This is a genomic window from Mailhella massiliensis, from assembly GCF_020741395.1.
Classification (GTDB): Bacteria; Desulfobacterota; Desulfovibrionia; order Desulfovibrionales; family Desulfovibrionaceae; genus Mailhella; species Mailhella massiliensis_A.
This window is the reverse complement of the sequence record NZ_DYZA01000057.1, coordinates 1-14,209: the sequence shown is the minus strand read 5'-3', so window position 1 is coordinate 14,209 and position 14,209 is coordinate 1. Positions and strand designations below refer to the sequence as shown.

Sequence of the window (14,209 nt, the reverse complement as noted above, 5' to 3'; positions counted from 1 at the left end):
CAGACCATTCCTGTCGGCCAGGCCGTAGGCACGGTGCTCTGTCACGACATAACCCGCATCGAACCGGGCGGGAGGAAGGGTCCTGTGTTCCGCAAGGGGCACATCGTCAGGGAGGAAGATATCCCTGTCCTTCTCAGCGTAGGGAAGGAAAATCTCTACGTCTACACCCCGCATCCCGGCCAGCTTCATGAAAACGAGGCCGCCGTGCGCATCGGCAACGCCGTAGCGGGGCAGAACCTCGCCTTTTCCGATATCAAGGAAGGGCGCATCAACTTTCTTTCCACCGTGCACGGTCTTCTTCGCGTGGACGTGCCGGGCCTTTGCGCCGTCAATTCCTGTGAGGAAATAGTCCTCGCCACGCTGCACACCATGCAGGAAGTCCAGAAGGGGCAGACCGTAGGCGGCACGCGCGTCATCCCCCTCATCATCGACGAGGAAAAAATCACCCGTCTGGAAGGCATGGTCAAAGCCCCGGTGCTGGAAGTTCTGCCCTTCCGCCCGCTCAAGGTGGGCATCGTCACCACGGGCAACGAGGTGTACAGCGGGCGCATCAAGGACGCCTTCGGCCCGGTGCTGAAAAAGAAATTCGAAGCTCTGGGGAGCAGCATCCTGGGGCAGGCCTTTTCCGACGACTCCATCGAAATGACGGTGGACGCAATCCGGGGCTTCATTGCCCAGGGCGCGGAAATGGTGGTCTGCACGGGCGGCATGTCCGTGGATCCGGACGACCGCACTCCCGCCGCCATCCGGGCCGCCGGGGGTGAAGTAGCGACCTACGGAGCGCCCACCTTCCCCGGGGCCATGTTCCTTCTGGCCCATATCAACCAAATTCCGGTACTGGGGCTTCCCGGCTGCGTCATGTACTACAGGGCGAGCATTTTCGACCTTGTGGTGCCGCGTATCCTGGCCGGTGTCCCCGTCACCAGGGAAGACATTGTGGCCCTCGGCCACGGAGGTTTCTGCGCAGGCTGCGGCGAATGTCGCTATCCGAACTGCGCCTTCGGCAAAAACTGATCTTCCCTTATCGGCCCGAATTCGGGCGCGCGCCAAGGCGTCCGCCCCATCTCTGGATTCCTCATTAAAAGGAGCTGCCCATGTTCGTCAAATCCCTCCTTGTCAATGGCGTCCGCCGTCAGGTGCTTGTCAATGCGGATGATTCGCTTGCCAACGTCCTGCGCGACCAGCTGCAGCTTACCAGCGTGAAGCTGGGCTGTGAAAAGGGTCACTGCGGCGCCTGCAGCGTCATCCTCAACGGCAAGCTGACCCGCACCTGCGTGCTGAAGATGAAGCGCGTGCCCGACGACGCCGCCATCATCACGCTGGAAGGCATCGGTACGGCCGACCATCTGCATCCTCTGCAGGAAGCCTGGATTTTCCACGGCGCGGCTCAGTGCGGCTTCTGCACTCCCGGCTTCATCATCGCCGCCTACGCGCTCCTGCAGGAAAACCCCTCCCCCACCAGAGACGAAGTGCGCGACTGGTTCCAGAAGAACCGCAACGTCTGCCGCTGCACGGGCTACATCCCGATCATCAACGCCGTCATGGACGCGGCTGCCGTCATGCGCGGTGAAAAGGACATTGAGGAAATCCGCTACAAGGAACCCGCCGAAGGCCATCACTTGGGTTCCACGAAGCCGCGTCCCAGCGCCGTGGCCAAGGTGACGGGCGCCGCCGAATTCGGTGCCGACGCCGCCGTGCACATGCCCTCCGATACCCTGCACCTGGCTCTTGCCCAGGCCAAGGTTTCCCATGCCAACATCAAGGGCATCGACACTTCCGAAGCCGAAAAGATGCCCGGCGTGTTCCGTGTGCTCACCCATAAGGACGTGAAAGGCAAGAACCGCATCACCGGCCTCATCACCTTCCCGGACAACAAGGGCGACGGCTGGGATCGCCCCATCCTCAACGACACCAAGATCTTCCAGTACGGCGACGCGCTGGCCATTGTCTGCGCCGACACCGAATGTCATGCCCGTGCGGCTGCCGAAAAGGTGAAATTCGACCTTGAACTTCTGCCCGAATACATGGACGCTCCCTCCGCCATGGCTCCGGACGCCATTGAAATTCATCCCGGCACCCCCAACATCTACTATGAACCCCACATCGAAAAGGGCGAAGACACTGCACCCTACTTCGCCGACCCTGAAAACGTCGTTGTGGAAGACAGCTTCTACACCCAGCGTCAGCCTCACCTCAACATCGAACCCGACGTCGGCTACGGCTACATCAACGACAAGGGCCAGGTAGTCATACACTCCAAGTCCATCGGGCTGCACCTGCACGCCCTCATGATCGCCCCCGGTCTCGGCCTTGAATTCCCCAAGGATCTCGTGATGGTGCAGAACACCACCGGCGGCACCTTCGGCTACAAGTTCAGCCCCACCATGGAAGCGCTCATCGGCGTGGCCGTCATGGCCACCGGACGCCCCTGCCACCTGCGCTACAACTATGAACAGCAGCAGCAGTACACCGGCAAGCGTTCGCCCTTCTGGACCACCGTGCGCATGGCTGCCGACAAGAAGACCGGCAAGCTGAAGGCCATGGAAACCGACTGGACCTGCGACCACGGCCCCTACTCCGAATTCGGCGACCTGCTCACCCTGCGCGGCGCCCAGTTCATCGGCGCGGGCTACGGTATTCCGAACATCCGCGGCAACGGCCGCACCGTGGCCACCAACCACGCCTGGGGCGCGGCTTTCCGCGGCTACGGCGGTCCCGAATCGGAATTCCCCTCCGAAGTGCTCATGGACGAACTGGCGGAAAAGCTGGGCATGGATCCCTTCGATCTGCGCTACATCAACTGCTACCGTGAAGGCGACACCACGCCCACCGGTCAGAAGCCCGAAGTGATGAGCCTGCCCGAAATGTTCGACAAGCTCCGTCCGCTCTATGAAGCCGCCAAGAAGCGCGTGAAGGAAGAATCCACGGACGAAGTAAAGCGCGGCGTGGGCCTCGCCCTTGCCGTGTACGGCGCAGGCCTTGACGGCCCCGACTCCTCCGAAGCCTGGGCGGAACTCAACCCCGACGGCACCGTGACCATCGGCTGCTCCTGGGAAGACCACGGCCAGGGTGCGGACTCCGGCGCTCAGTGCACCGCCCATGAAGCCCTGCGTCCGCTGGGCATCCATGTGGACGACATTCACCTCGTGCTGAACGACACCAGCAAGACCCCGAACTCCGGCCCCGCCGGCGGTTCGCGCTCTCAGGTTATGACCGGCAACGCCATACGCGTGGCCTGCGAACAGCTCATTGAAGCCATGCGCAAGCCCGAAGGCGGCTTCTACACCTACGAGGAAATGAAGGCCGAAGGCCGCGACGTGCATCAGGACGGCAAGTGGACCGCTCCCGTACAGGGCTGCGGTGAAAACTGCCAGGGCGATCCCTTCGCCTGCTACATGTACGGCCTGTTCATGGCCGAAGTGGCCGTGGACGTCGCCACCGGCAAGACCAAGGTTGAAAAGATGACCATGGTGGCCGATATCGGTACCGTGGTGAACAAGCTCATCACCGACGGCCAGATCTGGGGCGGTATAGCTCAGGGTATCGGCCTTGCCCTGTCCGAAGACTACGAAGATATCAAGAAGCACAGCACCATGCTCGGCGCGGGTATCCCCTATCCCAAGGACATTCCCGACAGCATGGAAATCATCTATGTGGAAAGCAAGCGTCCCGACGGTCCGTTCGGCGCTTCCGGCACGGGCGAAATCCCGCTCTGCGGCCCGCACCCTGCCATTATCAACGCCATCTACAACGCCTGCGGCGTCCGCATCACGCACCTGCCCGCCTATCCTGAAAAGGTGCTGGCAGGCCTGAAGGAAAAGGCCGCCAAGTAACATAACCTGAACTTCCGGGGCCGGAGAAGCCTGTCTTCTCCGGCCCCGCCCTTTTCTGTCCGGACATATGCCCGGCAGTCTTTTCTTTTTTTTCGAGGTTCGCCGTGCTGGAACAAAGCCAACTGCATGCCATTGAGGCCCGCTGCACCCAGGAAGCCGCGCCCCGCTGCCGTACTGCCTGCCCGCTGGACATGGACGTGCGCTCCTTTCTCGAATGTCTTGCCGCGGGCAGGACGCGCGACGCCAGAAAGTTTGTGGAGAGGCACCTGCCCCTGCCCGCCGTGCTCACGGCCGTGTGCGACCACCCCTGCGAAAATGCCTGCCTCCGGCGCGACCTCGGAGGAAGCCTTGCCGTCTCCGCTCTGGAAAAATTCTGTATGAAGGCCGCGCCGCAGCAGTCGCGTCCCCTCATCCGTCCTCCCAAGGCCCAGAATCTCGCCGTACTCGGCGCGGGCCTTGCCGGCCTCACGGCGGCCTTCGATATTTCCCACAAGGGCTTTTCCGTCACCGTGTATCATGAAGGCCCAAGGGAAGAGGCCATGCAAAGGGCTTTCCCCGCCCTGGATGCCGCGCCGCTTGCGGAAGAGCTGAACGCTCTTGAAAAATTCCATGTGCGCTTTGTTTCCGCTCCCCTCAGCCTTGAGCTGCTCAAGGAATGTGAGAAGAACTTTACCGCCGTGTTTGTGGACGCATCGCTCTGCGCCTTTGCTCCCGTCCGTGAAGAGACGGATCCTATCACCCTGCTCTGGCACGGCAAGGTATGCGTCGGCGGCTGGGAAAGCACAACCCCCACGGGCGCGCGTTTCGCTTCGGCATCAGGACAGGCCGGAGAAGGCCGCAAGGCGGGTATCACACTCCAGCGCGTCATGACTGGAGTTTCCCTCGTGGCCTCACGCGAAGGGGAAGAGAGAAAGGACAAACTGCACACCCCGCTGGACGGCGTGGCCCCTCTCGCCCGCGTGCTTCCTTCCGAGGGAGGCTATACGGAGGGACAGGCGCGGGAGGAAGCTTCCCGTTGTATACGCTGCGCCTGCATGCAATGCGTGAAGGAGTGCCCCTTCCTGCAGAAATACAAGGAATTCCCCCGCGTTTATGCGCGTAAGCTCTACAACAACGCCTCCGTGGTACGCGGAACCCGCACGGCCAACGTCATTATGAACGGCTGCGCCCTGTGCGGACAGTGCGAAGTCATATGCCCGGAACATTTCTCCATGGCAGACCTCTGCCTTGCCGCCCGGCGCGATGCCGTGGAGCGGGACGTCATGCCCGTTTCCGCCCATGAATTCGCGCTGGAAGACATGGCCCAGGCTTCCGGGCCCGAGGCGTCCTTCTTCCTGGAAGATCCCGCCTTTGCAGCCGAAGGCAGGCACGGCGCGGCCATGTTCTTCCCGGGCTGTCAGCTCGCGGCCTCGCGCGGAGAGCAGGTGCTCGCCATGTACCGCTATCTTCGCGCATCCCTGCCGGGGGGCGTATCCCTCTACAGCTCCTGCTGCGGTATCCCCGCGCACTGGGCCGGGAGGGAAGGGCTTTTCGCCTCCCATGCCGAAACGCTTCGCGCCGTATGGGAAAAAGCAGGAAGGCCGGAAATACTCACGGCCTGCTCTTCCTGCATGAGCGCCCTGGCCCTGGCTCTGCCCGAAGCCTCCGTCGTCTCGCTGTGGGAGAAGCTCGACCATCTTTTGCCCTCCTCCTTCCCCAGCGCCGCGCCGAAAGTCATGAACGTACAGGACCCGTGCGGGGCGCGCCGCAATGAAGCGTGGCGGAACGCCGTGCGCTCCCTTGCCGCCAAAGCGGGCATTACGGTGGAAGAAGCCGCGCGCACCGGCGCGGAAAGCGCCTGCTGCGGCTACGGGGGCCTCGTGTGGAACGCCCAGCCCGACGTGGCCGACGCCATGGCGGAAAAAAGAACCGGGGAATTCTCCCGTCCCGTGCTCGCCTCCTGCATCATGTGCCACGACCGCTTTGCCGAAAGAAACGAAAGCTGGCATCTTTTCGATATCCTGCCGCCCACGGCTGGCGAAGGAGAAGCCCGCGCGGCCACGCCTCCCGGGCTTTCCGCGCGTCGGGCCGGGCGCATCGCGCTGAAGGACGCCGCGCTTGAGGAATTCCTCGGACAGAAAAGCGCCCCCCATAAGGAATCAATCCTGCTCCGTATTCCTGAAGAGGTGCGGAAGTCCATGGAGCGGCGCTATATACTCAGGCAGGACGTTCTTGCCGCCATTGCGGGCATAGAGGGGAGCGGAGCGAAATTCCTCAACCGGGAAAACGGCCACTTCCTCGGCTCATGGAGGCCGCGCAACGTGACGTTCTGGGTGGAATACACCGCCGATGACGACGGCGGGTTCACCCTGGTTCGGGCCTGGTGCCACCGCATGGTGGTGCCCGGAGCCATACAGCCGGCAACGAAAGTCATCATGGAAGAGCGCGTGCACGCCTAGCCCTTCCCAAACAACCGAGGTGATTCTCCATGAGTCTGGAGCCGAACTTCACGCCGGATAGCGGCGACTGGGTATGCTCCCGCTGCAATGTCCCTCTGGAGCAGATCAAGGTGCAGGCCCTTTACATGCACAGCGCCTTCGACGTGTTCCTTCCCCGCTGCCCCTCCTGCGGGCTGACGCTCATCCCCCAGTCCCTTGCCGAAGGCAAGATGGCGGAAGTGGAAGCCCTGCTTGAAGACAAGTAACATGCCCGACACTCCTGCCCTGTACACCTCTGCGCTCTTCCGGCGCATTGCCGGCGGCGCGTGGCGTCCCGGGGGGGAGGAGCTTACCAGGCACGGCCTTGAGCTGTGCGCCTTTCCGCCCGGTTCCCGTATTCTGGATGCAGGCTGCGGGGCCGGGGCAAGCCTCAGGGTGCTTTCCTCCCTCGGTCTGCACGGCACAGGGCTGGACAGGGAATATCACCTTTCCGAGCCCTTCCCCTTTGTGCAGGGAGACGCGCAGAACCTGCCCTTTGCCGACCACAGTTTCGACGGCATGCTCTGCGAATGTGTGCTTTCCCTCCTTCCCGAGCCTGAACATGCACTCCGGAGCTTTGCCGCCGTACTGCGCCCGGGCGGGAAACTCCTGCTTTCCGACCTTTTTCTTCTTGAAGGCTCCCCTCTCCCCGGCGGGACGGGCTGCTCCTCCGGGGCGCGCCCGCTTCGCGCCATGGAAGAAATGCTGGACAGGGCGGGATTTTCCCTTCTTTTCTTTGAAAACCACAGTCTAAGGCTCAAGGAACTTGCGGCCAAGCTCCTCTGGTACGGCGATGCCGGGCTTTGCGCCTCCCTTCGCGGAAGCCCCTCCTCCTGCGCCTGTTCTTCCGGGCGGGCGCGCTACGGCTACGGCCTGTGGATAGCCTGCGCCGGGAACCCTGAGTCCGGGCAGAGAAAGGCATCCTCCCCCTTGCCCGGCTGAACATTCTTTTTTAAAATTGTGAGGCGGAGCGTCTTCTGCACAGGCACGCCGTTTTTCTCTACCGGGCATGCCCGGCGTGACATGTTTTTGAACCCTGTTTTCAAGGAGGCTTTCATGAATCCCGTTCTGCTGGATCTTCTTCCCTATGTGCGGCAGGGCTACTGCTGCTCACAGTTGCTTTTTGCCCTGGCGGAGCAGCTTGCCGGGACGGAAGAACCCGGCCTCATGGGAGCCATGCGCGGCCTCTGCCACGGCATAGGCCAGTCCGGCGGGCCGTGCGGCCTGCTCACAGGGGGTGCGGCGGTGCTTGCCCGGCTTTCCAGTGAAAAGGCGGAGGAACCCCACCCCATGCTGGACGCCATGACCAACGAATACGCCACCTGGTTCATGGAACGCGTCGCCTCCTGCGGCGGCTACGGCTGCGAGGCCGTCTCCCGGGGGCTCGCCGCCCAGGCGGGGCAGAGCCTGCCCGAAGGCGGCATGCCGCCCATGGAACTTTGCGGCGATCTGCTGGCGGAATGCTGGGGGAAGATTCTCGACCTCTACGACGCCTACGACCTGGAAAATGTGAGGTCGTAGATGCTGCTTTCCCAGACCCAGAGCCTCTGCCCCGTATGCCTGCGCCTTGTGGACGCTTCTTATATTAAAGATGGGGATACGGTATATCTTCGCAAGCGCTGCCCGGAGCACGGAGCTTTTCAGGTTCCGGCCTGGAAGGAGGAAGAGGGCGCGCCGGAATTTCTCCGCTGGAGGCAGGGTTCTCGCATTCCCGCCTACCCCAAAAGCCCTGCCACACCCCTGCTCCTGGGCTGCCCCTACGACTGCGGACTCTGCCCCGATCACGCGCAGCACACCTGCACCGGTCTTATTGAAGTGACCATGCGCTGCTCCCTGGGCTGCCCCGTGTGCTACGCCAGGGCGGGCGGCGGGGACGGCGATCCTTCCCTTGAACACATTCAAACTCAGCTCGATACGCTCTTGCGCGCCTCCGGGCCGTGCAACGTGCAGCTTTCCGGCGGGGAGCCCACGGAAAGGGACGATCTGCCCGAGATCATCCGCACGGCAAAAGCAAGGGGCTTTGCCCTGGTACAGGTCAATACCAACGGCCTGCGCCTCGGCAGGGAAAAGGGCTATGCCGCCGCGCTCAGGGCCGCCGGGCTGGACTCTGTGTATCTTCAGTTCGACGGGGTGGACGATACGGTGTTCCGCACCCTCAGGGGCCGTCCCTGCCTTGAGGAGAAAACGGCGGCTCTTGAAGCCTGCCGGAAAGCGGGGCTCGGCGTGGTGCTCGTCTGCACGCTGGCGCGCGGAGTCAACGATCATCAGGCCGGGGAACTTCTGCGCTTCGCCCTTGCCCAGGGCAATCATGTGCGCGGCCTGCATTTCCAGCCGGTATCCTCCTTCGGGCGCTTCCCCTGGGATATGGCCGAAGCCCCCCGCATCACATTGCCCGAGCTCATGCTTGCCCTTGAAAAGCAGAGCGGCGGCCTGGTGCGTACCTCCCACTTCCATGCGCCGTCCTGCGAGCATCCGCTCTGCTCCTTCAGCGCCGTGTATGCAAGGGCGGGGGATGCGCTGGAAGGCCCTCTGGGGGCGGCCTGCTGCTCCGGGGGCACAGACCTCGTCCGGGGCTCCCGCGTACTCGACAATGCCGAGACCTCCCGCGTGTCCCGGGCCTTCACGGCTGCGCACTGGAGTTCCCCCCAGGAGGAAAATACCTCGCTGAACGACGCTTTTTCCCGCTTCCTCGCCAGCTCCGGCGCGGAGCGGCGCTTTACCCTTTCCGCCATGGCTTTTCAGGATGCCCTCAGCGTCGACATAGAACGCGTGCGCGGCTGCTGCATCCATGTAGTGTCCCATGACGGCAGGCTCATTCCCTTCTGCCTGCACAACCTGACCTCCCTCGACAACGTCCCCCTCTACCGGGGCACAGACCGGAATAAAAGCGACCCGTCATGAAACGCCTCCTCACCCCCTCATGTATGGACGCCTGGCTTGAGGCCCAGTGCGGCCCGGCAGACGGCCTCCCCTTCCCCGAAAGGCTGGAAAAGGCCCGCTTTGTCGCCCTGCGCGAGACTCTGCGCCGCGCCCGCGATCTGAGCCGATGGTACGGCCGCACCTTGAAGGGCCTCGACCTCGACGTGCACACCATGGACGACATGCTCCGCCTGCCCTTCACCACGCCGCAGGACCTGCGCGAATACCGCGAATTTCTCTGCATCCCTCAGGGGGACGTACAGCGCATCGTGACCCTACAGACTTCAGGCTCCACCGACGCGCCCAAAAGGCTGGCCTTTTCGGAAAAAGATCTTGCCCGCACGGCCTCTTTCTTTGCCGTGGGCATGGCGCAGCTCGTCCATGGCGGGCAGACGCTCATGGTGCTTCTGCCCGGCGCCCAGTGCCCCGACGGCGTGACTGACCTTCTGCGCAAGGCCCTCTCCCCAGCCGGGGTCAGCGTGGTGCCGGGCACTCCCGAGGCCACGCCCGAAAGCCTGCGAAGCGATCTTTTACAGCACAGGCCGCACTGCCTCGTGGCGGCTCCGCACCAGCTTGCCGCTCTTTATGAAGAAGTGAAAAAGGATGAATTTTTCTGCGATGTTGCATCCTGCATAGAGGGTATACAGTCCAGCGGCGATATACTCGACGCCTTTGTGCGCGACGGGCTGGAGGAAAAGCTCGGCTGCCTCGTGCTCGACCATTACGGCATGACGGAAACCTGCTTCGGCGGCGGAGTGCAGTGCATGGCGAAAAACGGCTACCATCTGCGGGAACTGGACCTTTTTCTGGAAATACTCGATCCTGTCAGCGGGTTGCCCGTGCCCGACGGGGAAACTGGGGAAATCGTGCTTACCACGCTGAACCGCGAAGCCATGCCCCTCATCCGCTACCGTACCGGCGACGCAGGGGCATGGCTCCCCGGCCCCTGCCCCTGCGGCAGCCCCCTGCGCCGCCTCTCCCCCCTGCGCGGCCGCTATGTGTATGAAAACGGCGCGCCCGCCCTGCGCCTTGTCCGTAAAGGAGGTTTCTATGCAAGAACTGCTCCGTCTTCTGTGTTCTGAACTTGCGGCGGGCCGTCCCGCCGCCCTTGCCACCGTGGTCTTTCAGGCCGGTTCCGCGCCGCGCGGCGCAGGTTCCCGCCTGCTTGCCGGAAAAAACGGCCTTTTAGGCGGTACTACGGGCGGGGGCCTGGCCGAGGCCCGCGTCATTGAAGCCTGCGCCGAAGCCTGCGGGGACAGAAAGGCCCGCGTACTCGATATCGCCATGGACGGCACCCTTGCCGCCCGCTCCGAGATGATCTGCGGCGGCCAGGTGCGCGTACTCATCGAGCCCTTCCTTCCCGACGCCCCCGCTCCGGCAGCTCTCGCCGCACAGGCGCTTCATGCCGCTGAAGGTGAAGGCTGCCGCATCGTTCGGCCCTATCCGCCGAGCCGCACGGCCTGGACGCTGCTTTTCGACGGCGGAACCTCTGCCGGGGAAGACCTCCCCGCACAGGCAAGGGAAGCACTGCTTGCCGCTCCTCTCGACGAGGCCGCCCTCATCCCCTGCGGGGACACTATGTATTTCTGCGAATCCTGCCGCCCGCCGGAACGCATGATCATCGTGGGCGGAGGACACGTTTCCAAGCCCACGGCCGCCGTTGCCGGGCTGACCGGCTTTGCCGTGCATGTGCTGGACGACAGGCCGGAATACGCAAATACCAGCCGCTTCCCCAACGCCGTGACGCACGTCACCCCGGAATACGCCCACTGCTTCGACGAACTGCGCATTACCCCGCGCGACTTCATCGTCATCGTCACCCGCGGGCACCTTTTCGACGGCGTCACCGTGGCTCAGGCCCTGAAAACCCCGGCCCGTTACATCGGCATGATAGGCAGCACGCGCAAAAAACAGCAGATTTACGCCAATCTCCGGGAAAGCGGCTTCACCGAGGAGGATCTTGCCCGTATCCATGCGCCCATAGGCCTCGACATAGGCGCGGAAACGCCGGAGGAAATCGCTGTGAGCATCCTTGCCGAGTGCATCGCCGTGCGCCGCAACGCTCCGGCCCCCGTGGAGTGGAGAAAAAAGTAAGACCTGCCCGCCCCCCGGGTGCGGTAAAGAACCGGGGCCTTCTCCGGCCTTCTGGCCCGTCCGGCAGCGGCGGACAACGCTTCTGCCTGAACCCGGCGGCGCGGCTCTCCCAAAAGGCCGGAAGCCCCCGACCGCCGGAGACCTGGCACAAAGCGGGATATCCCGCCTCAGCGCAGCATGTTCCGCTCCGGGACGCGCCTTCGACGTATGTTTTCACGCCCCGCACACGCGCGCGGGAATATCACCGCTTTTCCGGAACCTCGGCATCCATCCCCCCTGGACAGGAAAGCGCCTCTGCCTTCGGCAAGGATCCTCCCGCAGGGCGGGCGTGAACAAGGCGCTCCGCCCTTCCTCTCACCGGCTTTGCGCCGCTTTTTGCCATGAACGTATACGCCCTTATTCTCTCCGCCGGTTTTTCCTCCCGCATGCAGCCGCATTTCAAGCCCCTGCTTCCCCTGCCCCTGCCGGGAGGCCCCCTTTCCGCCCTTGCCGCCCTCTGCGCCCTGTACCGGGCGGAAGGCGTGCATCCCGTGGTGGTGGGCGGCAACAGGGCGGAAGAAACGAAAAAGGTTGCGCAAGCGTGCGACGCCGCCTTTGCCCTGAACCCTCATCCTGAGAGGGGCATGTTTTCCAGTATCCGCGCGGGAGCTGCCGCACTTCCTGCGGACTGCACGCACTTTTTCGTGCATCCTGTGGATATTCCGCTTGTGCGGCGCATAAGCGTGCGCACCCTTCTTGAAGAGGCGGAGCATTTTCCCGCCGCCCCCCTCATCCCCACCTGGCGAGGGCAGAGCGGACACCCGCCCCTCTTTCCCGCAGGCCTTCTTCCGGCCATACGCGACGCAGGCGGCGAAGGCTGCCTGCGCGACGTGGTGGAAGCGTCTTCCCCCCGCGCCGTGCCCGTGGCGGATTCCTTCATCCTGCGCGACATGGATTGCCCGGAAGACTACACCGCGCTCTGCGCCCTCGCCCCTTCGCAGGATATCCTTTCCCCGGAGGAAGCGAAGGAGCTTCTCGGCGTGCGGCATGTGCTGGACAAAGGCAGGGAGCACAGCCTTGCCGTGGGGGCCGTGGCCGAGGCCTTCGCCCTTGCTCTGAACCGCGCCCGCGCCCTGCGCGATGATGCGCCCCTTTCCCCGGAGCTTGCCCTCGCGGGCGGCATCGTACACGATGTATGCAAGGGGCAGGAGCATCACGAACAGGCGGCAGGCAGGCTTTTCCGCTCTCTGGGCATGGAGCGCATGGCGCGCCTTGTGGAGGATCACCGCGACCTCACCCTGCCCGACGACATGCCCCTTTCCGAGCGGGAACTCGTCTTCCTTGCGGATAAATATGTGCGCGGCGCCTCCCCCGTGCCCCTGCGCGAACGCTTCCGGAGCAAGATGGAGCGATTTTCGGGCGATGCCGAGGCCTGCGCCGCCATTGCCGGGCGCATGGGCAGGGCCCTGCTCATGGAAGCGCGCCTTGAAAAAGAATGCGGCCAGAGCCCGGAATTGCTGGCTGCCGAGGCCCTTGCCGGACACGGGGCCTGAAAGGTTCCCGGCCTTTTAAAGTGCAGCGCCCCGCATGACGCGGGGCGCTTTTTATGAGAAATCAAGGCGCGGTATCCCGGGGAACATGCCGGGAAAACGCCGCTTTTCCTAGATGCGGCCGAGCACGGCGTAGACCCCGGCAAGAAGCATCGGCAGGGCCAGGAAAGCAAGGGAACGGCGCTGCATGGGCAGGGCGGAGCGGCTTATGGCATACCATAAAAGCGCGGCGAGCGGCAGGAAGAACATGCCCGCAGTAAGAGCCTGCGGGGCATACGCTCCGGCAAAGGGCAGAAGCCCCTGGCTCTGCGCGCCGTCCACCACAGGATGCAGCCAGAACAGGGAAGCCGCCGACACGGTGAGCAGAAGACCGGAACAGAGGGCCTGGCGAGAACGCATGGCAAGGGTGAAGGTGTAGTAGTCCCGCCCGAAATCGTCCATGCCCCGGCAGAGAATATGCCAGCACAGGGCGAGGGCGTAGGCGGAGGCGAGGGCGAGGCACACGGCAAAGGCCGCGAACAGGGCAAAGCCCAGGCTGCGCAGCCCGGCCAGCAGCACGAGGAAGGCCGTCACGGCTTCTTCCGGGTCGCCCGCGCCCGCCGTGAACGCACCCAGGCAGAAGGCCCAGGCGAGCACGGTGAGGAGCGTTGCCGCAAACATGGCTACAAGCCCGCTCAGCACGCTGAAACAGAGCCTGCCCTTTTTCCCGGCAAGAAGAACCGCCACGGAACAGAACGTGGCCAGGGCCGAAGAAAGCACCAGGCCCTCCCACAGAAAGAGCCAGGGGCCGTCCATAAGGCGGTTGATGAAGCCGTCGGCCAGAAAGTCGGCGGCAAGGCCCAGGGCGAACACGGTATGCAGGGCCGCCGTGAGATGTTCCGTCTGCCCGGCGCTCTTGTCGTACAGGGAACGGCGGCGCGCCACGGCGAGCCTGTGATCCCATACGCAGACAAAGGGCAGGACGGCCCCGGCAAGTCCGATGAAAAGAAGCACGGCAAGGGCCGCGCAGGTATAAAAGGTCATGGATACTCCTGTCGCCTTTCGGCGTTGAAGGCCGACGCCATGGAGGATTCCCTCTTGTGCACTGTCGACAAGTTTTTTACTATGCACGCAGCCCGGCCTGAAAAAATCGGTACGAAAAGTACCGCGGCCCGTCAAGAGGGAATATGCGGAAACCTCGTCTTGGAACGGTACTTCTGGTACTGTGGGGGATTTTTCTCACCTCCATGGTCTACGGTTACCTCGCATGGCTTCAGCCATCGCGTCTGGCATCCACTGTTTCCCGCATCCTGGAGTCGAAGCTCAACGTGCAGTGTGAGATAGGGGAAGTCTCCCTTTCCCTGTTCCCCCTGCCCACGCTCCATGCCAGCGACCTCAG

The 14,209-nt window shown here is 63.6% G+C and carries 12 protein-coding genes; 11 read left to right on the top strand and 1 reads right to left on the bottom strand.

The genetic code is table 11. The annotated features are described in order from the left end of the window. The 10 genes from K8W16_RS03065 to K8W16_RS03020 form a co-directional block, all read left to right on the top strand. A partial coding sequence (locus tag K8W16_RS03065; protein ID WP_304121049.1) for a molybdopterin-binding protein occupies positions 1–1,014 on the top strand: 1,014 nt, incomplete at its 5' end. A gap of 80 nt (positions 1,015–1,094) precedes the next feature. Next, positions 1,095–3,833: a molybdopterin-dependent aldehyde oxidoreductase gene (locus K8W16_RS03060; protein ID WP_304121047.1), complete on the top strand. Its 2,739-nt coding sequence runs from the start codon at positions 1,095–1,097 to the stop codon at positions 3,831–3,833. A 104-nt stretch (positions 3,834–3,937) separates the two neighbouring features. After that, the gene (locus K8W16_RS03055; RefSeq protein WP_304121045.1) at positions 3,938–6,271 is read left to right on the top strand and encodes a pyridine nucleotide-disulfide oxidoreductase/dicluster-binding protein; all 2,334 of its coding nucleotides are present in this window, start codon (positions 3,938–3,940) and stop codon (positions 6,269–6,271) included. Between the two features lie 29 nt (positions 6,272–6,300). Further along, entirely contained in the window at positions 6,301–6,516 is a 216-nt protein-coding gene (locus tag K8W16_RS03050) for a DVU_1557 family redox protein (protein WP_304121043.1), read from the top strand. Position 6,517: 1 nt separating this feature from the next. Continuing rightward, on the top strand, positions 6,518–7,231 hold the full coding sequence (gene trsM, locus K8W16_RS03045; protein ID WP_304121041.1) for a DVU_1556 family methyltransferase: 714 nt from the start codon (positions 6,518–6,520) through the stop codon (positions 7,229–7,231). A 114-nt stretch (positions 7,232–7,345) separates the two neighbouring features. Continuing rightward, on the top strand, positions 7,346–7,810 hold the full coding sequence (locus K8W16_RS03040) for a C-GCAxxG-C-C family protein (protein ID WP_304121040.1): 465 nt from the start codon (positions 7,346–7,348) through the stop codon (positions 7,808–7,810). Further along, positions 7,811–9,190: a radical SAM (seleno)protein TrsS gene (trsS, locus tag K8W16_RS03035; protein ID WP_304121038.1), complete on the top strand. Its 1,380-nt coding sequence runs from the start codon at positions 7,811–7,813 to the stop codon at positions 9,188–9,190. It begins immediately after the preceding gene. Beyond that, positions 9,187–10,290, top strand: coding sequence for a DVU_1553 family AMP-dependent CoA ligase (locus K8W16_RS03030; RefSeq protein WP_304121036.1), 1,104 nt, complete (start codon positions 9,187–9,189; stop codon positions 10,288–10,290). The genes trsS and K8W16_RS03030 overlap by 4 nt, the downstream gene beginning before the upstream one ends. After that, a complete protein-coding gene (locus K8W16_RS03025; protein WP_304121034.1) occupies positions 10,259–11,302 on the top strand; it encodes an XdhC family protein in 1,044 nt (347 codons plus the stop codon). The genes K8W16_RS03030 and K8W16_RS03025 overlap by 32 nt, the downstream gene beginning before the upstream one ends. A gap of 380 nt (positions 11,303–11,682) precedes the next feature. Then, positions 11,683–12,834, top strand: a complete 1,152-nt coding sequence (locus K8W16_RS03020; RefSeq protein ID WP_304121033.1) for a DVU_1551 family NTP transferase — start codon at positions 11,683–11,685, stop codon at positions 12,832–12,834. A gap of 108 nt (positions 12,835–12,942) precedes the next feature. Here the strand turns inward: K8W16_RS03020 and K8W16_RS03015 are convergent, their stop codons facing one another. Then, positions 12,943–13,854: a hypothetical protein gene (locus K8W16_RS03015; RefSeq protein ID WP_304121031.1), complete on the bottom strand. Its 912-nt coding sequence runs from the start codon at positions 13,852–13,854 to the stop codon at positions 12,943–12,945. A 143-nt stretch (positions 13,855–13,997) separates the two neighbouring features. Between K8W16_RS03015 and K8W16_RS03010 the strand changes: the two genes are divergently transcribed. After that, positions 13,998–14,209 (top strand): hypothetical protein (locus tag K8W16_RS03010; RefSeq protein ID WP_304121029.1); only part of this gene is annotated, 212 nt, incomplete at its 3' end.